Origin of the sequence: Burkholderia sp. Bp9099 (genome assembly GCF_003857805.1) — a bacterium.
GTDB lineage: Bacteria > Pseudomonadota > Gammaproteobacteria > Burkholderiales > Burkholderiaceae > Burkholderia.
Genome location: NZ_QTPU01000008.1, coordinates 15,775 through 33,433, shown reverse-complemented (window position 1 = coordinate 33,433; position 17,659 = coordinate 15,775). Strand labels below are relative to the sequence as shown.

The 17,659-nt window shown below is 67.5% G+C and carries 18 protein-coding genes; 7 read left to right on the top strand and 11 right to left on the bottom strand.

The window, feature by feature from the left end:
* Positions 1–273 precede the first annotated feature (273 nt).
* Both DIE17_RS10640 and DIE17_RS10635 read left to right on the top strand, forming a co-directional pair.
* Positions 274–498 (top strand): hypothetical protein, encoded by a 225-nt coding sequence (locus tag DIE17_RS10640; protein WP_044847573.1) that lies wholly within the window; start codon positions 274–276, stop codon positions 496–498.
* A 329-nt stretch (positions 499–827) separates the two neighbouring features.
* Positions 828–1,238, top strand: a complete 411-nt coding sequence (locus DIE17_RS10635) for a TIGR02594 family protein (RefSeq protein WP_124488821.1) — start codon at positions 828–830, stop codon at positions 1,236–1,238.
* 142 nt (positions 1,239–1,380) lie between these two features.
* Here DIE17_RS10635 and DIE17_RS10630 read toward each other — a convergent pair whose 3' ends face one another.
* The 5 genes from DIE17_RS10630 to DIE17_RS10610 all read right to left on the bottom strand — a co-directional run bounded on the left by DIE17_RS10630 (position 1,381) and on the right by DIE17_RS10610 (position 7,031).
* Positions 1,381–2,817 (bottom strand): efflux transporter outer membrane subunit, encoded by a 1,437-nt coding sequence (locus DIE17_RS10630; protein WP_124645990.1) that lies wholly within the window; start codon positions 2,815–2,817, stop codon positions 1,381–1,383.
* 16 nt (positions 2,818–2,833) lie between these two features.
* On the bottom strand, positions 2,834–4,408 hold the full coding sequence (locus tag DIE17_RS10625) for a DHA2 family efflux MFS transporter permease subunit (RefSeq protein ID WP_124488781.1): 1,575 nt from the start codon (positions 4,406–4,408) through the stop codon (positions 2,834–2,836).
* 13 nt (positions 4,409–4,421) lie between these two features.
* Positions 4,422–5,510, bottom strand: coding sequence for an HlyD family secretion protein (locus DIE17_RS10620; RefSeq protein WP_124520327.1), 1,089 nt, complete (start codon positions 5,508–5,510; stop codon positions 4,422–4,424).
* A gap of 61 nt (positions 5,511–5,571) precedes the next feature.
* Positions 5,572–6,003: a MarR family winged helix-turn-helix transcriptional regulator gene (locus tag DIE17_RS10615; protein ID WP_044847568.1), complete on the bottom strand. Its 432-nt coding sequence runs from the start codon at positions 6,001–6,003 to the stop codon at positions 5,572–5,574.
* A gap of 107 nt (positions 6,004–6,110) precedes the next feature.
* Positions 6,111–7,031, bottom strand: coding sequence for a LysR family transcriptional regulator (locus tag DIE17_RS10610; RefSeq protein ID WP_044847567.1), 921 nt, complete (start codon positions 7,029–7,031; stop codon positions 6,111–6,113).
* A gap of 112 nt (positions 7,032–7,143) precedes the next feature.
* Here DIE17_RS10610 and DIE17_RS10605 point away from each other — a divergent pair, with 112 nt between their 5' ends.
* The 3 genes from DIE17_RS10605 (at position 7,144) to DIE17_RS10595 (ending at position 9,327) form a co-directional block, all read left to right on the top strand.
* On the top strand, positions 7,144–7,572 hold the full coding sequence (locus DIE17_RS10605; RefSeq protein ID WP_044847566.1) for a MarR family winged helix-turn-helix transcriptional regulator: 429 nt from the start codon (positions 7,144–7,146) through the stop codon (positions 7,570–7,572).
* Positions 7,573–7,637: 65 nt separating this feature from the next.
* Entirely contained in the window at positions 7,638–8,885 is a 1,248-nt protein-coding gene (locus DIE17_RS10600) for an aconitase X (RefSeq protein WP_044847565.1), read from the top strand.
* Positions 8,878–9,327, top strand: a complete 450-nt coding sequence (locus DIE17_RS10595; RefSeq protein WP_124520326.1) for an aconitase X swivel domain-containing protein — start codon at positions 8,878–8,880, stop codon at positions 9,325–9,327. Before DIE17_RS10600 ends, DIE17_RS10595 begins: the two co-directional genes overlap by 8 nt.
* 64 nt (positions 9,328–9,391) lie before the next feature.
* Here DIE17_RS10595 and DIE17_RS10590 read toward each other — a convergent pair whose 3' ends face one another.
* Complete coding sequence (locus DIE17_RS10590; RefSeq protein ID WP_124645991.1) at positions 9,392–10,474, bottom strand: AraC family transcriptional regulator; 1,083 nt, start codon at positions 10,472–10,474, stop codon at positions 9,392–9,394.
* Positions 10,475–10,550: 76 nt separating this feature from the next.
* Between DIE17_RS10590 and DIE17_RS10585 the strand changes: the two genes are divergently transcribed.
* Positions 10,551–12,584, top strand: a complete 2,034-nt coding sequence (locus DIE17_RS10585) for an NADPH-dependent 2,4-dienoyl-CoA reductase (RefSeq protein ID WP_124520324.1) — start codon at positions 10,551–10,553, stop codon at positions 12,582–12,584.
* A 25-nt stretch (positions 12,585–12,609) separates the two neighbouring features.
* Here DIE17_RS10585 and DIE17_RS10580 read toward each other — a convergent pair whose 3' ends face one another.
* On the bottom strand, positions 12,610–13,020 hold the full coding sequence (locus DIE17_RS10580; protein ID WP_044847560.1) for a DUF2471 family protein: 411 nt from the start codon (positions 13,018–13,020) through the stop codon (positions 12,610–12,612).
* A gap of 306 nt (positions 13,021–13,326) precedes the next feature.
* On the bottom strand, positions 13,327–14,220 hold the full coding sequence (locus tag DIE17_RS10575) for a LysR family transcriptional regulator (protein WP_124520323.1): 894 nt from the start codon (positions 14,218–14,220) through the stop codon (positions 13,327–13,329).
* Positions 14,221–14,306: 86 nt separating this feature from the next.
* Here DIE17_RS10575 and DIE17_RS10570 point away from each other — a divergent pair, with 86 nt between their 5' ends.
* Positions 14,307–15,092 carry an NAD(P)H-dependent oxidoreductase gene (locus tag DIE17_RS10570; RefSeq protein WP_124520322.1) on the top strand — a complete coding sequence of 262 codons (786 nt, stop codon included), beginning with the start codon at positions 14,307–14,309 and terminating at the stop codon, positions 15,090–15,092.
* Positions 15,093–15,237: 145 nt separating this feature from the next.
* Here the strand turns inward: DIE17_RS10570 and catC are convergent, their stop codons facing one another.
* From catC to DIE17_RS10555, 3 genes are read right to left on the bottom strand one after another with little or no spacing between them, the layout of a single operon-like run.
* The gene (gene catC / locus DIE17_RS10565) at positions 15,238–15,528 is read right to left on the bottom strand and encodes a muconolactone Delta-isomerase (protein ID WP_044847557.1); all 291 of its coding nucleotides are present in this window, start codon (positions 15,526–15,528) and stop codon (positions 15,238–15,240) included.
* A gap of 41 nt (positions 15,529–15,569) precedes the next feature.
* The gene (gene catA, locus DIE17_RS10560; protein WP_044847556.1) at positions 15,570–16,472 is read right to left on the bottom strand and encodes a catechol 1,2-dioxygenase; all 903 of its coding nucleotides are present in this window, start codon (positions 16,470–16,472) and stop codon (positions 15,570–15,572) included.
* A gap of 36 nt (positions 16,473–16,508) precedes the next feature.
* Positions 16,509–17,642, bottom strand: a complete 1,134-nt coding sequence (locus tag DIE17_RS10555) for a muconate/chloromuconate family cycloisomerase (protein ID WP_124667644.1) — start codon at positions 17,640–17,642, stop codon at positions 16,509–16,511.
* Positions 17,643–17,659 lie beyond the last annotated feature (17 nt).

Here is a 17,659-nt window from a genome sequence, read left to right as displayed (position 1 = left end):
AGGGCCCGGCCATCCCACGATGGGCGCCGGGCCGCAGCGACATCCGCACGGAGCTTGGTCTCGTAAAGTTGGCGCGCTCGTTTCCGGCTGCGTCTGCTCATTGAGCCGCCAACCAGGCGCCATACACCTCGCTGCACTTCGTTCCCCCTCCGGCCGCAGCGCCGTATTTTCGCTTTCCGACTGCTTCGGGTTCAGCTCGCAATGGCGTTGGATCGGCGCATCCGTGCACATTTCGCACGGCACGCGCGCAGCCGAACATTATTAAAATTAAAAATGCAAAACACACAAAATCATCAATACAACGGCTATGCCGTCCGGCCCTCGGCGCATCGTTTGCCCGATGGCAGTTTTTCAGCCAACCTGCTGCTCGAGCGCATCGATAGCGCGTCTGTCGAAGGCCGCTACCGGTTCTATTCGCTCGATTACTTCGCGAGTGAAGCGCAGGCATTGCGGCACTCGGAACGCTGGGCACGCAACTGGGTCGATACGCGCGGTTAAAGGCAGCGCCGTGGGACCGGATACCCGACGCATGTGAGTCGCCCGGGCGCGCAACAATGCGCGCCCGAACCTCGCGTGCGATCGACTCCGTACCTCCCGACTGGAGCCGCGCGCTCGATTCGGGTTACCGGATTTTCCTTTCGACGCCGGCGGCGCATGACGCCATCCCGGCGTCGAAGCGGGTGGCGTACATGAGAGGCCTGGGCTGACCGAACGGTGGTGCCGATCTACGCATCCGTGCGAAGATTGCACGCACATCACACTCGCCCGAGAACGACGTGACCCGAGCAAATCCTGAGCGCAACCCGGACGCCGCCGATCCGCCGTGGATGGCCGTCGCCCTGGCCGAACTCGGCATCCGCCGCCATCCGCCCGGCAGCGTGAACCCGCGCATCGTCGAGTACAACAACCGGACGAATCTGGTCGGCTACGACGACAAGATTTCCTGGTGCTCTTCGTTCGTCAACTGGTGCATGACGCATGCGGGCATCCGCGGCACGGGGTCCGCGCTCGCGCGTTCGTGGCTCGAATGGGGCCGCCCGCTGGACCGCCCGGTCTACGGCTGCATCGCGATCCTGACGCGTGACGATCCCGCGAGCTGGAAAGGGCATGTCGGGTTCTACTTGCGCCACGACGACGAGCACGTGCATCTGTTCGGCGGCAATCAGCTTGAAGAGGTACGCGAGCTTGCGTACCCGCTGAACGAAGTGATCGGTTACCGTTGGCCCGACGCGGGATGACCTCGTCCTCCGGCATACGCGAATTTGCAATCGCGTGGTTGGCGGCTTGCTTGATCGCGTTGTCGGTCGAATGCCCGGGATCGTGCGGCTGAAGAGCGGGGCCCCGGCACGTGTCGAGGCCGGCGCCGTATCGTGATCGCGCCTAGTTCTTCGCCACGGCTTCCACCTCGGGCCCACCGGCCGCATCATTCCTGCTCCACCCGCCCCCGAGCGAGCGATACAACGCGACCGCCGCCAGCGCATGCTCGCGCCTGACCTGGTTGAGCGCGTCCGAATCCCGCAGATACACCTCCTGCGCCGACAGCACGTCCAGAAAATCCGTCGCGCCGCCCTTGTAGAGCTGGTTCGCCAGCCCGAGCGCCTTGTCCGAAGCCGCGAGCGCGCTGCCGAGCCGCTGCGTCGCTTCATCGCTGCCGACGAGGTTCGCGCGCGCATCCTCGACCTCCCGCAACGCCTGCAGCATCGTCTGCCGCAACCCGAGTTCAGACTCGCGCATCCGGCTTTCGCTCTGCGAGATATCGGCGGTAATCCGTCCCGCGTTGAAGATCGGGCTCGTCGCGCTCAGCGCCGCGCTGAACAGGTTGTCGGTCAGCGTCGGCAAGCCGAGATACGACGCGGCCAGAATCCCGTCCGTCAGGTTCAGCGAGAACTTCGGATACCGCTCGGCCTTCGCGACACCGACCTGTGCCGCGCGCCGCTCGACCTGTGCGTAAGCGGTCAGCACGTCCGGCCGGCGCAGCAGCGCCTGCGACGGCAGCGTGGCGGGCGACCCGGCCGGCGGCGCCGGAATGGCGCCGGCCTGCGCGAGCACGAGCCGGTCGACCGATTCGGGCGTGCGGCCCGAATACACGGCGATCAGGTTGAGCTGATGCGCGATCTGCGCCTGCGTCGGCGGAATCCGCGCCTCCAGCGCATCGAGCTGGTTCTGCGCGCGCGTGACGTCGAGTTCCGTCGACAGCCCGAACGCCTGCCGCTTGCGCGTGAGTTCGAGCGCATGCCGGCGGATCGCCGCGTTGTCCTCCAGGATCTTCAGTTCCTGCTGCGCCCAGCGCAGGTCGACATAGGCGGATGCCGCATCGGCCGCGAGCGCGAGCCGCATCGCGTCTTCCGCATGCTTTTGCCCGACCAGCTCGGCCTGCGCGGCCAGCAGGTCGAGCCGTTCGCCGCCGAACACGTCGGGCGACCAGCTCAGCGCGAGCCCCGCACCGGCCTGCCGCACGTAGCCGAGCGGCGGCGGCGTGTTCTGGCGCGCGTCGGCCGCATGCGCGGTCGCGTCGAGTTTCGGCAGCAGCACCGCGCGCTTCTGCACGGTCAGCGCCTGCGCCTGCTTCACGCGTTCGGCGGCGGCCTGCAGATCGAGGTTGCCGTCGAGCACGGTCGCGATCAGCCGGTCGAGCACGGGGTCGTTGAACTGCGCCCACCACGCGGCGGCGTCGATGTCGGCGCGCGGCACGTCGGTGTCCCACGCGGCGGGCGCAAGCGACTGGACGGAATCGTGCAGCGCGGGATGCTGCGCGGGCTGCACCGCACACCCTGCGGCGAAGGCGCTGACGGCCAGCGCGACGAGTAGCTTTTTCATGATGACGACCTTGGCTTCAGTGCGCGTCCGGCGGCGGCGCGTTCAGGGTGATGGGACGGGAAAACGCGACGGCGACCAGCGCGACCACGAAGCACAGCGACAGCACGTAGTACGCATCCGCGTAGGTGAGCGTCAGCGCTTCCCGATAGATCAGGCGGTGCAGGTTCGCGAGGCCGGCCTGCGCGGTATCCAGCGTGTTGCCGGCCACCGAGGTCCAGTACGCGGCCTGGCGGTCGAGCAGCGACGCGACTTGCGGCTCGCCGGCGCTCACATGCTCGTTCAGGCGCAGGTAGTGGAAGTTCAGCCGGTCGTTGAGCATCGTCGCGCTCACCGCGATGCCGATCGCGCCGCCGAGGTTGCGCATCAGGTTGAACAGGCCGCTCGCCGATTTCAGTCGCGACTGCGGCAGCGAGCCGAGCGCCATCGTCACGATCGGCGGCACGCTGAACTGCTGGCCGATGCCGCGCAGCGCCTGCGGCAGCAGCAGTTCCCGCCAGCCCCAGTCGTGCGTGATCGGCGTGTACAGGTAGCAGCCGAGGCCGAAGCAGATCAGCCCGAACACGAGCAGCGCGCGCATGCTGAAGTAGCGCGCGGCGAATGCATACGCGCAGAGCGCGAGCAGCTGGAACGCGCCGACCGACAGCAGCGCGATGCCGATCTGCAGCGAACTGAACGCCCGCACCTGCGCGAGAAACAGCGGCGTCAGGAACACGGTGACGAAGATCCCGATACCGGTCACGAACGACAGCAGGCTGCCGATCCCGAAGTTGCGCACGGCGAGCGCGCGCAGGTCGACGATCGGGTCTTCCGCGGTCAGGGCGTGCACGATGAACAGGAAGCCGCAGATGGCGGAGATCCACGCGCAGAACACGATCACGTGATCGCCGAACCAGTTCTTGCGCGGGCCTTCCTCGAGCACGTATTCGAGGCAGCCGAGGAAGCCCGACATCAGCACGATGCCGAGATAGTCGCCGCGCTTGACGAGGCTCAGGTCCGGTGCGTCGATGTGCACGTAGCGCGGCACGAGCGCGGCCACCGCGATGCCCGGCACGAGGTTCAGGTAGAACAGCCAGTGCCACGACCATTGATCGGTGATCCAGCCGCCGATCACCGGCCCGATCGCCGGCGCGAGCGACGCGAGCGCGCCGATCGTCGTCGACGCGATCAGCCGCTGCTTGCCCGGGAACAGCACGAACGCGGTCGTGAACACGGTCGGGATCATCGCGGCGCCGAGCGCACCCTGCATCCCGCGGAACAGGATCATCGAGTTGATGTCCCACGCGAGCCCGCACAGCATGCTCGTGATCGTGAAGCCGACCGCCGACGCGGTGAACAGCCAGCGCGTCGACATCACCTTCGACAGCCAGCCCGACATCGGGATCACGATGATCTCGGCGATCAGGTAGGCCGTCTGCACCCACGACAGCTCGTCCTGGCTCGCGGAGAGCCCGCCGCCGATGTCGCGCAGCGACGATGCGACGATCTGGATGTCGAGCGTCGCCATGAAGAAGCCGACGCACATCAGCGCGAACGCGAAGACGCGCTGCCTGGTCGGTTGCGACGCGGGGTCGCCGGAAATCGCGGTGGTCATCGCAGGCTCCCGTTCAGTTCGCGTGGTCGGTATGCACGGTCACGACCGCGGAGAGACCCGGGCGCAGCACGTGCTCGATGCCCGGCTGCGGATCGAGATGCACGCGCACCGGCACGCGCTGGACGATCTTCGTGAAGTTGCCGGTCGCGTTCTCGGGCGGCAGCACGCTGAAGGTCGCGCCGGTCGCGGGCGCCAGGCTGTCGACGCGGCCGTGGAGGCGCGTGCTCGACGCATCGAGCGTGACGTCGACGCGATCGCCTGAGTGCATCTTGCGCAGCTGGTCTTCCTTGAAGTTCGCGTCGATCCACAGCCCGGCCGCGGGCACGACCGTCAGCAGCGGCACGCCGACGTTCGCGAGCATCCCGACGCGGCCAGTGCGGTTGCCGACGTAACCGTCGACCGGCGAGCGGATCGTCGTGTACTCGACGTTCAGCGCCGCGACGCGTTGCGCGGCGAGTGCCGTGTTCACGCGGGCCCGCGCATCGGCGAGCTGCGCGCCGAGCACGTCGAGCTGCCGCTTCGACGCGAGCAGCGCGGCGTCGCTGCGTGCGACGGCCGCATCCGCCTTCGAGTAATCGGCGTCCGCGCGCTCGACGATCTGGTTCGACACCGCATCGGATTTCACGAGCTCGCGGTAGCGCACGCGATCGGACGACGCGCGCGTGAGCTCGGCCGACGACGCATTCCGGTCCGCCGCATGCTGGCCGATCACCGCGTATTGAAGTTGCTGCTTCGCTTCGAGTTCGGCCACCGCGGAGCGCGCGCTGTCGACTTCCGCGCTCGCCTGCGCGAGCTTCGCATCGTAGTCGCGCGCATCGAGCTGCACGAGCACGTCGCCGGCCTTCACGCGCTGGTTGTCGGTCACGAGGATCTTGTCGACGAAACCGTTTACCTTCGGTGCGAGCACCGTCACGTCGCCGCCGACATACGCATCGTCGGTGCTCTCCTGGAAACGCAGCACGAACAGCCAGTCGAGCGCCGCGGCCGCGACCGCGACGACGACGGCGGCCACCGCGATCCGCATCCACGGCACGCGGCGCTGCTTTGCCGGCCGGTCGGTTGTGGCTGCCTCGCGGGAGGCAGCGGCTTGGGTCGTTTCCATCGATTCACCTATGTATATGCACTTATTGAAACGACCGACGACGCGTCGCCGATCGGGGAAGTTAGCGTTCCGGCAGGTTGTGCGTGATCCGGAACAATTCGTCTCTGAGGCGGGCCGCCTGCGCCGGCCCGAACCGCTGCTCGAACGCTTCCTGCGCGGCGAGCCAGTGCACATGCGCGTCGGCGATCTTCGTTTCGCCGTGCGCGGTCAGCGCGAACGTCTGGCGGCGGCAACGCGGCTCGAGCCGGCCCGTGACCAGCGCCGCGCCGACCAGCGGCTTCAGCGCGCGCAATAGCGCGGTGCGCTCGATCACCAGCACGGCCGACAGCGTCGCCATCGTCAGGCCCGGACGCTCCCGCAGCAGCGCGAGAATGCTGTACTGCGACGGCGTGACGCCCGCCCGCGACAGGTAGCGCTCGTAGAACTGCGAGATTCGCCGGGCGGCTTGCCGGACCGCGAAACAATCGTCATCGATAAGCGTGGACTTGTGCATGTGCACATATTAGGTGCCCACGCGATGCGAAGCGAGCGGCGAGACAGGATCAGATTGGTGCCGTGGCTGTACCAATCGGCGGTGGAAAGGTGCGTTTGCGCGCCGGATCAGGCCGCGGCCGGAACAATCGAGCCTTCGCGGTCGTAGTACGCGGCCGTGTAGTCGATGAACGCCTTGACCTTCGCGGGCAGCAGCGCGCGGTTCGCGTAGGCGAGCTTGATTTCCACGAACGCGTCGACGAGATCGGCGCCTTCGAGCAACTGCACGAGCGCACCCGACGCGAGTTCGGCTTCGACGAGCGCTCTCGGCACCACGCCGATGCCGAAGTCGTGCATCACCATTTCGCGGTTGAAGACGGGGCTGTTCGACGAAACGTCGAAGCTCAACGGCACGGTCAGCGTGTCGCCGTCGACGCGGAACGACAGCGCGGGCCGGCGCAGCGACGGCGACATCGGCACGAACATGTGGCCGGCGAGCTCGGCCGGCGTTTCGGGACGCGGATGCGCGCGCAGGTAGGCGGGCGTCGCGACGATCACCACCGGAATGCGTTCGATCAGCCGCACGACGGTCGTCTCGCTCGTCAGCATGTACGGCACGACGATGCCGATGTCGTAGCCTTCGCCGACGAGGTCGACCGGGCGCTCGGTCAGCGTGACGTCGAGCCGCACCTTCGGATGCGCGGCCTTGAAACCGGCGATCAGCGGCACGAGCCGGTTCAGCGCGGCCGTCGTGTGCGCGACGAGCCGCAGCAGTCCCTCGGGCTCGCGCGTGTACGACTGCGCCTGCGCTTCCAGCGAGTCGAGCTCGTCGAGCACCGCCGCGCATCGCTCGTAGATGCGCTCGGCGGTTTCGGTCAGCGAGACCTGGCGCGTGGTCCGGTGCAGCAGGCGGCTGCCGAAGCGCGCTTCCAGATCCGCGACCGCCCGCGACACGACCGGCCGCGCGAGGCCGTGCATGTCGGCCGCGCGCGTGAAGCTGCGCATTTCCACCACCGACCGGAAGATCCGCAGCTTGTCGATGTAGTCCATGTCCGTCTCCTCGAAGCGATGGCGCGGCGCCGGATGCGCGCGGCCGGCGCCGGCCCTTGTTACGGCCGAGTGTACATTGACTTTATGCATATGCACATTTAAATTGCCGGTCATGAACGACATCCAGATGGCCCAGGCCTGCAATTGCCTCGCGCTGCGTCAGGCGGCGCGCTTCGTCACGCAACTCTACGAGCGGCATCTGGCCCCCGTCGGCGTCACGGCCGCGCAGTTCTCGATCATGGCGAACCTGTCGCGCCGGCCCGGCCTGTTGATGAGCGAACTCGCCGACCGGCTGGTGATGGACCGCACGACGCTGTTGCGCGCGCTGAAGCCGCTGCAGCGCGACGGCTTCGTCGCCGCGGCCGCGTCCGAGCATGACGCCCGCGCGCATGCACTCAGCCTGACGAAGCTCGGCGAGCGCACCTACGCGCAAGCGAAGGTCGCGTGGCAAGCCGCGCAGGACGAGTTCGAGACGCAATTCGGCCAGGGCCGCGCCCAGGCGTTGCGCGACGAGTTGTTCAGCCTGACGGCGCAGCGCTAGGCGCGACGCGCGGTAGTATGACAAAAGCGATCCGGATCCACCGGACGAGACACGAGGAGCCCCCCATGCTGCAGTTGAGCGAACGCGACGACGCGATGTTGCGCGGCGCATTCGGCGACGGCGTCGCGCGCGCGATGCGGATCGTCGCGCGCACGGCCGAGGTCATGTCGGCGCCGCACCTGATCGACATCACGTCCGCGCATATCGACGGCTGTCTTTACCACGGCCGGACCAGCCTCGACTTCGTCGAGTATTTCGTCGACACCGGCGCGCGGGTCGCGGTGCCGACCACTTTGAACGTCGGGTCGCTCGACCTGATCCATCCCGAGCTGTATCACGGCGACCGCGCGATCCAGCGCGACGCGCAGCGCCTGATGGATGCGCATCTGCAGCTCGGCTGCGAATCGAGCTTCACGTGCGCGCCGTATCAGCTGAAGAATCGTCCGCGCCTGGGCGAGCAGATCGCGTGGGCGGAATCCAATGCGATCGTGTTCGCCAATTCGGTGCTCGGTGCGCGTACCAGCCGCTACGGCGACTTTCTCGACCTGGCCGCCGCGATCACCGGGCGTGCGCCGTATGCGGGGCTGCACGTCGAAGCGAATCGCGCGGCGCGGATCGTGTTCAACGCGCCGGACTTCGGCAAGCGGCCCTCGCGCGACATCTATTTCGCGGCGCTTGGGCTTCTGATCGGCCGGATCGCCGGCGCGACCGTGCCGGCGATCGTCGGGCTGCCCGCGGACACCACCGAAGACGAACTCAAGGCGCTCGGCGCGGCTGCCGCATCGAGCGGCGCGGTCGCGCTGTTCCATGCGGTGGGCGTCACGCCCGAGGCGCCGACGCTCGACGCCGCGTTGCACGGGCGGGCGGCGCAGCGCACGGTCGATGTCGCGATGGCCGATCTCGACGAGATCCGCCGCACGCTGAACCACGGCGCGGCCGGCGATGCGCTCGTCGCGGTCGCGCTCGGCACGCCGCACTTCTCGCTGGCCGAGTTCCGCACGCTCGACGCGCTGCTCGATCAGTTCGACGGCCGGCCGAAGTGCGATTTCTACGTGAACACGAGCCGCTTCATCCTGTGGGAGTTGGGCGAGCTCGGGCTCGCCGGCAAGTTCGACGCGCGCGGCATCCAGATCGTCGTCGATACCTGCACGTACATCACGCCGGTCATGAAACAGCTGTCGGGCCTGGTGATGACCAACTCGGGGAAGTGGGCGTCGTATGCGCCCGCGAACATCGGCGTCACGGTGGCGTACGGCAGCATGCGCGAATGCGTGCGTTCCGCGTTCGAAGGAAAGGTGCGATTCGATGACTGATGCAACGATCGGGAAACTGACGGGCGACACGCTCGTGCCGGGCAGCGCATGCGCGAAGACGATCGTGCTCGACAAGCCGCTCAGCTTCTGGGGCGGCTACGACTCGGGGGCGGGGCGGATCGTCGATCGCGGGCATCCGCAGGCGGGCGCGAGCCTCGCCGGCCGGATCATGGTGATGCCGCACGCGAAGGGCTCGAGTTCGAGCAGCAGCGTGCTCGCGGAAGCGGTGCGCAACGGCACGGGGCCGGTCGGGATCGTGCTGAAGGAGCGCGACCTGATCATCTCGATCGGCGCGATCGTCGCCGCCGAGCTGTATGCGATCGCGGTGCCGGTGGTGTGCGTGACGGACGCGGTGTACGACGCGATCGTCGCCGCGACAGGTGACGTGCGGATCGAGGCGGGTGAGGGCGACGGCGGCGCGTGGATCTTCGTCGGCGGTTGACGGGCAGCGCTTGGTTCCGTTTCACGTCGGCGATTCGGGCGACGGAGCGCGAGCGCTTTCCGGCTCACTCGCTCGCCGGGGCGCCGGCCGCTTCCCGATACGCACTCGGCGTCTGCCCGGCCCAGCGCCGGAATGCGCGCGTGAAATTCGCCGGGTCGGTGAACTGCAGCCGCTCGGCGATCGTCTTCAGGTCGAGGTCCGACGCGCAGAGCAATTGCTTCGCGTCGCGAAACCGCGCTTCGTCGAGCAGTTGCCGATAGCTCGACCCGGCGTCCTCGAGCCGACGCCGCAACGTGCGCGTCGATACCAGCAGCGCGTCGGCGAGCGCCTCCGGGCTCGAATAGTCGCCGGCCGTTCGCGCCAGTTCCGCGCGCACGCGCTCGACGAGATCGCCTTCCTCCTGGCGTACCTGCGCATACTCGCGCTCGACCTGCACCAGCGCCTGCCGGTGCGCGACTTCGTCGGCGAGCGGCAGCGGCCAGTCGAGCACGTCGTGCGCGATCCACAGCGCGTTCGCCGCGCAGCCGAATTCGACCGGCGGCAACTGGTCGCGATAACGCGCGAAATAACCGGGCTCGGGCCACGTGAAGCGCAGCACGATCGGCGGCGACGCGCGTCCGGACCACTGCGAGATGTTCTGCGCGAGCCCCGTCAGCACGAACTCGAACATCACGTGATGCTGCAGCACGGGGCTCGCCTGCACGCCGTGCAGCTCGAGCGTCGCGCCGTGCGCGTCCTCCGCGTAGGTCAGCCGATATTGGCGGTTGCGCATCCGGAAGTAGCGCTGCGTGACGACCAGCGCTTCCCGGATGTCCCGCGCGGTCAGCGTCGCATAGCCGAGGAAGCCGTGCACGGTCGGCTTCAGCAGCAGCCCGAACGCCAGCCCGATGCCCGGATCGCCGCCGATCTCGATCGCGTTGAGCACGAGCCGGCCCCATTGCGACGGCGCGACGCGCGCGTCCGGTTCGGCCAACACCGCATCGCGCAGCCCGGTGCCCGCGCGCACGGCGGCCAGGTCGACGCCGCGTGCGGCCAGCGCCTGCAGCAGCAGGCGCGTATAGGCGACCGGAATCGTCGGCCGGCGTAGCCCGAGGCGGTCCTTGCGCGATGGGGAGGTCATGTCGATTTGGCCGGAAATGACAAGCATTATGGCTGTTTGCCCCCTCACGTTCAAGGCGGCGCGCGGCCTACGATGACACGCATCGCTTACCGGCAGGATCATCATGACGACCTCCTTTCCCCATCTGCTCGCGCCGCTCGACCTCGGCTTCACCACGCTGAAGAATCGCGTGCTGATGGGGTCGATGCACACGGGCCTCGAGGACAGCCGCAAGACGCTGCCGCGGCTCGCCGACTATTTCGCCGAACGCGCGCGCGGCGGCGTCGGCCTGATCGTGACCGGCGGCTTCGCGCCGAACGTGGCCGGCTGGACCAAGCCGTTCGGCGGCACGCTGATGACGTCGGCCGGCGCGCGGCGCCATCGCGTGATCACCGACGCCGTGCATGCGGACGACGGCAAGATCGCGCTGCAGATCCTGCATACCGGCCGCTACGGCTACCACCCGTTCGCGGTTGCGCCGTCGAAGATCAAGTCGCCGATTTCGCCGTTCGCGCCGCGCGAACTCAGCGCAAGCGGCGTGGAGCGGCAGATTCGTGCATTCGTCCGCTGTGCGCAGCTCGCGCGCGAGGCCGGTTACGACGGCGTCGAGATCATGGGCTCCGAGGGCTACCTGATCAACCAGTTCATCTCGATGCATACGAACAAGCGCACCGATCAGTGGGGCGGTTCGTACGAGAACCGGATCCGCCTGCCGATCGAGATCATCGAGCGCACGCGCGAAGCGGTCGGGCGCGACTTCATCCTGATCTACCGGCTGTCGATGCTCGACCTGATTCCCGACGGCAGCGACTGGAGCGAGACCGTGCAGCTTGCGAAGGCCGTCGAGCGCGCGGGCGCGACCATCATCAACACCGGGATCGGCTGGCACGAGGCACGCGTGCCGACGATCGCGACGTCGGTGCCGCGCGGCGCGTTCGCGTGGGTGACGAAGAAGATGAAGGGCGAGGTCGGCATTCCGCTCGTGACGACCAACCGGATCAACCGGCCGGAAGTGGCCGAGCAGATCCTTGCGGACGGCTGCGCGGACATGGTGTCGATGGCGCGCCCGCTGCTCGCGGATGCCGAGTTCGTCGTCAAGGCCGCGCAGGGCCGCGCCGACGAGATCAACACCTGCATCGGCTGCAACCAGGCGTGTCTCGACCACGCGTTCAGGAACAAGATCGCGTCGTGCCTGCTGAACCCGCGCGCCTGCCACGAGACCGAGCTGATCTATACGCGCGTGCAGCAGCCGAAGCGCATTGCGGTGGTCGGCGCCGGGCCGGCCGGGCTTGCATGCTCGACCGTGCTCGCGCAGCGCGGCCACCACGTCGACCTGTTCGACGCGGCGCCGGAGATTGGCGGCCAGTTCAACATGGCGAAGCGGATTCCGGGCAAGGAGGAGTTCGACGAAGCGCTGCGTTACTTCGGCCGTCAGGTCGAGCTGACCGGCGTGAATCTGCACCTGAATCGCCGCGTCGATGCGAGCGAACTGATCGCGGGCGGCTACGACGAGATCGTGCTCGCGACCGGCGTGGCGCCGCGCGACCCGAAGATTCCCGGCCAGGACGGGCCGAACGTGCTCAGCTATATCGACGTGCTCGCCGGCAGGCAGCCGGTCGGCCGGCGTGTCGCGGTGGTCGGCGCGGGCGGCATCGGCTTTGATGTCGCCGAGTATCTGGTGCAGGACGGCGAGTCGCCGACGCTCGATCTGGAAGAGTGGAAGGCGGAGTGGGGCGTGACCGATCCGGCCGCGACGCGCGGCGGCGTGACGCGCGCGCAGGTCGCGGCGCCCGCTCGCGAAGTGACGCTGCTGCAGCGCAAGGCCGCGCCGCTCGGCAAGGGGCTCGGCAAGACGACCGGCTGGATTCACCGCGCGACGCTGAAGATGAAGCAGGTGAAGATGATCGGCGGCGTGAACTACGAACTGATCGATGCGCGCGGGCTGCACGTGTCGTACGGCGAGCAGCGCACCGATCACGAACTGATCGAAGCCGACACGATCGTGCTGTGCACGGGGCAGGAGCCGCAGCGCGCGCTGTTCGCGCCGCTGCAGGCGGCCGGACGCTCCGTGCATCTGATCGGCGGCGCGGAACTGGCGGCCGAGCTCGATGCGAAGCGTGCGATCGATCAGGGCGCGCGGCTCGCGGCGCGGCTGTAACGGTACAGCGCGCGAGGCGCCGCCGTCACTCCATCTCGACGCGTTGTGTCTCGCGCTCTTCCGCTTCCAGCATCGCCTTGACGATCAGATAGACGGCGGGCAGATCGTCGTCGTCGCGCTTCCAGTCGACGGCTTCCTCGACGTCCGCGGCGACCATCCGGCTGTCGCGCAGCCGGATGAAGGCGTCGACGACCATCGGATCGTTGCGGTTCAGGAAGCCGGTGTTCGAGAACGCCAGCTCCTCGACATTCAGCAGCGCCTGCCAGCTCATCGTGCGGACGGCGGCCGGATGGCTGCGGCGCCGCAAGCCGAGCGCCCGCTGCGCAGGGCCGCCGACGACACGCTGGAGATCGACGACCGCTTGCCGCGCGGCACGCTCGAAGTGGACGGGGTTGAAGCCGGGTTGCTCGGGATCGAATGCGGATGACTGGAACATGGTCGCCTCACAAAAGTCCGTCCGTCATGGGTGACGGAATTCGGGTCAAATGGTACAAAAGCACTGTAAATATATACAGTGTTCGAGGCGGTTTCAAGTACTGAATGAATGTGTTCGTGCGGCGACCGGGATTCGGGTGAGCGGATTCGGGCGACCGGCAAGGGCGACCGGCGAGGGCGGCCGACGCATGAAGCCGCATTGGCAAGAAGCGCGTTTCTGCTCCGTGCTCTTCGCTGCATCGCGCTGCGCACGTTGTGTCTCGGAACCTCGCGGTGGCCTCGCTGCGCCGACCGCTCGTCTGGCGATCTACACCGACGCGGCGATCGTCTCCCGCAACCATCGATGCGCCGGATCGCGGTGCACGCGCTCGTGCCACAGCATCGACATTTCATAGCCGGGCACGTCGACCGGCGCCTCCACGACGCGCAATGCGGGCGTGTTGCGCACCAGCCGCTCGGGCAGCATCGCCACGAGGTCGGTTGTGGCGACGGCCGTCATCACGAACAGGAAATGCGGCACCGACAGCACCACGCGCCGCGTGGCGCCGGCTTTGGCGAGCGCTTCGTCCGTCACGCCGAAGAAGCCGCCGCCGTCGGGCGACACGATCACATGTTCCAGCGCGCCGAACTGCGCGAGCGTCGGGCGGCGCTTCAGTTTCGGATGACCGGCGCGGCCGACCAGCACGTAACGCTCGACGAACAGCGGCAGGCGCCGCATCCCTTCCGGCGAACCTTCGGTCGTATGGAAGGCCAGGTCGATACCGTTTCGCTCGGCGTCCTGCTCGATGCGCGGCGGCACGAGTTCGACGACGGCGAGGCGCGTCGCGGGGGCGGCCGAGCGCAGCCTGTTCAGCGCGGGCAGCACGATCGTCGATTCGCCATAGTCGGTTGCGGCCACGCGCCACGTGTTCGTCGCGGTTGCCGGATCGAACGGCGTGGCCGTCAGCACCGCGCGTTCGACTGCTTCGAGCGCATCTCGCAGCGGCTCGCGCAGCGTTTCCGCCCGCGCGGTCGGCCGCATTCCGCGCGGCCCCGGCAGCAACAGCGGATCACCGAACAGGTCGCGCAGTTTCTGCAGTTGCACGCTGACCGACGGCTGCGACATGTTCAGTTTCTCGGCCGCCCGCGTGACGTTGTGCTCGGCAAGCAGCACGTCGAGCGTGACCAGCAGGTTCAGATCCAGTCGTCTGAGATTGTTCACGGCTATACCTGGAATATCGGGAATTCATTTCCAATATACCTTCGGCGACGGCATCCTGCAGTCATTCAATCAACGGAGTGACGAACATGAATGTGCTGATCGTTTATGCCCATCCGGAGCCGCGTTCGCTGAACGGCGCGCTGCGCGACTTTGCCGTCGAGCATCTCGAAGCGGCGGGTCATAGCGTGCAGGTGACGGACCTGTATGCGATGAACTGGAAGGCCGCGTTCGACGCGGACGACGTGACCGTCCGTGCACCCGACGCGCGTTTCGATCCTGCGCTCGATTCGAAGCATGCGTTCGAGACGGGCACGCAGCGTGACGACATCGCGCGCGAGCAGGACAAGCTGAAGTGGGCCGATGCGGTGATCCTGCAGTTCCCGCTGTGGTGGTTCTCGATGCCGGCGATCATGAAGGGCTGGGTCGAGCGTGTGTATGCGTATGGTTTCGCATACGGCGTCGGCGAGCATTCCGACCTGCACTGGGGCGACCGTTACGGCGAAGGTTCGCTGGCGGGCAAACGGGCGATGGTGATCGTCACGACGGGCGGCTGGGAGTCGCATTACAGCGCGCGCGGCATCAACGGGCCGATCGACGACGTGCTGTTCCCGATCCAGCACGGGATTCTGTACTACCCGGGGTTCGACGTGCTGCCGCCGTTCGTGATTTACCGGACGGGAAAGATGAACGATGAGCGCTTCGACGCAACGCGTGCGGCGCTCGGCAAGCGTCTCGACGAACTGTGGACCGCGCAGCCGATTCCGTTCCGGCGACAGAACGCGGGCGACTACGACATTCCGGCGCTGACGCTGAAGGCGGAAATCGCGCCGGGGACGGTCGGGTTCGCGGCGCATCTGGCGAGCGAGCGGTGATCGTCACTGTATCGTCGTGACGCGGGGCGCCACCTGAACCCGGCGGCTGTGCAAAACGTCACGGGCGACCGGCGAGAAAATCGCCGGCCGCCCGGGGCCGTGCTTCGCGCGGCCGTTCGATAACGCCGCGCTTCACATTCACTTCTTACCGATCATCTTCCCGCACCGAAGAAGGATGCCGGCACAGCGCCCGCACTTCCATCTCCATATACGGAAACAACGGCAGCTGACTCAACAGGTCGTGCAGCTGCTGCACGCTTTCGACGTCGAAAATACTGACGTTCGCATACTTCCCCGCGATCCGCCACAGATGCCGCCAGACGCCTTCGTTCATCAGCCGCTGGCACATCGCCTTCTCTTCGGCCTTCAGCGTGGCCGCCTTGACCGGATCCATGTCCGCCGGCAGGCGGACGGTCATTTCCACATGAAACAGCATCCTGCGCTCCTTGTTGTCGATTCGGCGAACGGGACGGCCGCTCAGGCCTGCGCCCGCACCCGTTCGACTTCGCTCGCCGGCACGTCCTGCTTGTCCTTGAGCAGCGAGAAATCGAAGTCAATCAGCGCGAACTGCCCGTCGACGCCATACGGTTTGCCTTCCGCACCCTCGGCCTGCCTGATCTTCGGGATCAGCCCTTCGCGGGTCGCGAATGCGAAGTCGTCCCAGATATGCGGATCGCCTTCGATGTTGATCTGCGTCGTCAGCTTACGATATCCGTCCGCGGAAACGAAGAAGTGGATGTGCGCCGGACGATGGCCGTGGCGGCCGAGCTGGTCGAGCAGTTGCTCGGTCTTGCTGCCCGGCGGCACGCTGTAGCCGACCGGCAGCACGCTGCGGAAGCTGTAGCGGCCCTCGGCGTCGGTGCGGATCGAGCGGCGCAGGTTGAACGCCGGCTGCGACTGATCGAAGTACGAGTAGTTGCCCAGATGGTTCGCGTGCCATACCTCGACGAGCGCATTCGCGAGCGGCGTGCCGTCCTGGCCGAGCACCTGGCCGCGCATGATCAGCGTCTGGCCCGGATCGGTGCCGTCGTCGAGACGCGCATGGCCGACCGATTCCGGTGCGCCCGCGACATACAGCGGCCCTTCGATCGTACGCGGCGTGCCGCCGTGGAAGCCGGCCTTCTCCTCGGCCTCGTCCATCCGCACGTCGAGGAAGCGCTCGAGGCCGAGGCCCGCGGCGATCAGCCCGAATTCACGGCCGGCTTCGTTCAGGTAGTTGAGCGCGGTCCAGAACTCGCTCGGCTGCACGTCGAAATCCTCGATCGTGTAGCAGAGGTCCTTCACGATCCGGTTGACGATCGCGCGCACGCGCGGATTGCCGGGCTTTTCCGCGGCGTCGTCGAAGGTTTTCAGCAGGGCGTCGATGGCTTGCTTGTTCATCTGTGTCTCCGGTTTCGGTTGTCGTGTCGTGCGGGATCAGCGGGCGTCGCGTCGCATCCGTTCGATGCGGGCCCAGTCGAAGGTGATGCCGAGGCCGGGTGTCGCCGGCAGGTGCAGCTTGAAATCCTGGTAGCGCAGCGGCTCGACGAGGATTTCCTCGGTGAGCAGCAGCGGGCCGAACAGCTCGGTGCCCCATTTCAGCGAGCCGAACGTGCTGAACAGTTGCGCGGACGCCATCGTGCCGGCCGCGCCTTCGAGCATCGTGCCGCCGTACAGGTCGATGCCGGCCGCCGACGCGATCGATGCGACGCTCGCCGCGCCGAGCAGGCCGCCCGACTGCGCGATCTTCACCGCGAACACGTCGGCCGCGCGGTCCTGTGCGAGCGCGAACGCATCGACGGGGCCGTGCAGCGCCTCGTCGGCCATGATCGGAATGTGCGCGAGCTGCGTGAGGCGTTTCAGCCCCGCGCGATTGGTTGCGGCGATCGGCTGCTCGACGAGGCTCACGCCGGCGTCCGCGAGTCGTGCGCCGGCGCGGATCGCGTCGGTTTCGGTCCAGGCCTGGTTCACGTCGACACGCACGTCGCCGCGCTCGCCGAGCGCGCGCTTGATCGCGATCACGTGCGCGACGTCGTCGTCGACCGCGTTCGAGCCGATCTTCAGCTTGAATGCGCGATGGCGGCGTGCGTCGAGCATCGCCTCGGCTTCCGCGATGTCGCGCTGCGTGTCGCCGCTCGCGAGCGTCCACGCGACGTCGACCGCGTCGGTCGTGCGGCCGCCGAACAACTCGGACAGCGGCACGCCGAGGCGGCGCGCCTGCGCATCGAACAGCGCGGTTTCGAGCGCGCACTTCGCGAACCGGTTGCCCTGGAACAGCTTGCGCGCACGCGCCATCGCAGCGCCCGGACATGTCGCGTCCATGCCTTGCAGCAGCGGCGCGAAGTAGGTGTCGATGTTGACCTTGATGCTCTCGGGGCTCTCCTCGCCATACGCGAGCCCGCCGATCGTGGTCGCCTCGCCGACGCCTTCGATACCGTCCGTGCATCGAACGCGGACCAGTACGAGGGTCTGGCAATTCATCGTGGCGACCGACAGTTTGTGGGGCCGAATCGTCGGCACGTCGACGAGCAGCGTCTCGATGCGTTCGATGGTGGCGGCAGTTGCTATCATGCGATTCCTCCTGTTGG

Coding starts and splice junctions, on each gene's coding strand:
- DIE17_RS10580 (WP_044847560.1), bottom strand. CDS start 13,020: ATGTTCCAGTCATCCGCATTCGATCCCGAGCAACCCGGCTTCAACCCC.
- DIE17_RS10570 (WP_124520322.1), top strand. CDS start 14,307: ATGAATGTGCTGATCGTTTATGCCCATCCGGAGCCGCGTTCGCTGAAC.
- DIE17_RS10630 (WP_124645990.1), bottom strand. CDS start 2,817: ATGAAAAAGCTACTCGTCGCGCTGGCCGTCAGCGCCTTCGCCGCAGGG.
- DIE17_RS10600 (WP_044847565.1), top strand. CDS start 7,638: ATGCTGCAGTTGAGCGAACGCGACGACGCGATGTTGCGCGGCGCATTC.
- catC (WP_044847557.1), bottom strand. CDS start 15,528: ATGCTGTTTCATGTGGAAATGACCGTCCGCCTGCCGGCGGACATGGAT.
- DIE17_RS10610 (WP_044847567.1), bottom strand. CDS start 7,031: ATGGACTACATCGACAAGCTGCGGATCTTCCGGTCGGTGGTGGAAATG.
- DIE17_RS10620 (WP_124520327.1), bottom strand. CDS start 5,510: ATGGAAACGACCCAAGCCGCTGCCTCCCGCGAGGCAGCCACAACCGAC.
- DIE17_RS10635 (WP_124488821.1), top strand. CDS start 828: ATGGCCGTCGCCCTGGCCGAACTCGGCATCCGCCGCCATCCGCCCGGC.
- DIE17_RS10585 (WP_124520324.1), top strand. CDS start 10,551: ATGACGACCTCCTTTCCCCATCTGCTCGCGCCGCTCGACCTCGGCTTC.
- DIE17_RS10595 (WP_124520326.1), top strand. CDS start 8,878: ATGACTGATGCAACGATCGGGAAACTGACGGGCGACACGCTCGTGCCG.
- DIE17_RS10625 (WP_124488781.1), bottom strand. CDS start 4,408: ATGACCACCGCGATTTCCGGCGACCCCGCGTCGCAACCGACCAGGCAG.
- DIE17_RS10605 (WP_044847566.1), top strand. CDS start 7,144: ATGAACGACATCCAGATGGCCCAGGCCTGCAATTGCCTCGCGCTGCGT.
- DIE17_RS10590 (WP_124645991.1), bottom strand. CDS start 10,474: ATGCTTGTCATTTCCGGCCAAATCGACATGACCTCCCCATCGCGCAAG.
- DIE17_RS10615 (WP_044847568.1), bottom strand. CDS start 6,003: ATGCACAAGTCCACGCTTATCGATGACGATTGTTTCGCGGTCCGGCAA.
- DIE17_RS10640 (WP_044847573.1), top strand. CDS start 274: ATGCAAAACACACAAAATCATCAATACAACGGCTATGCCGTCCGGCCC.
- DIE17_RS10555 (WP_124667644.1), bottom strand. CDS start 17,642: ATGATAGCAACTGCCGCCACCATCGAACGCATCGAGACGCTGCTCGTC.
- catA (WP_044847556.1), bottom strand. CDS start 16,472: ATGAACAAGCAAGCCATCGACGCCCTGCTGAAAACCTTCGACGACGCC.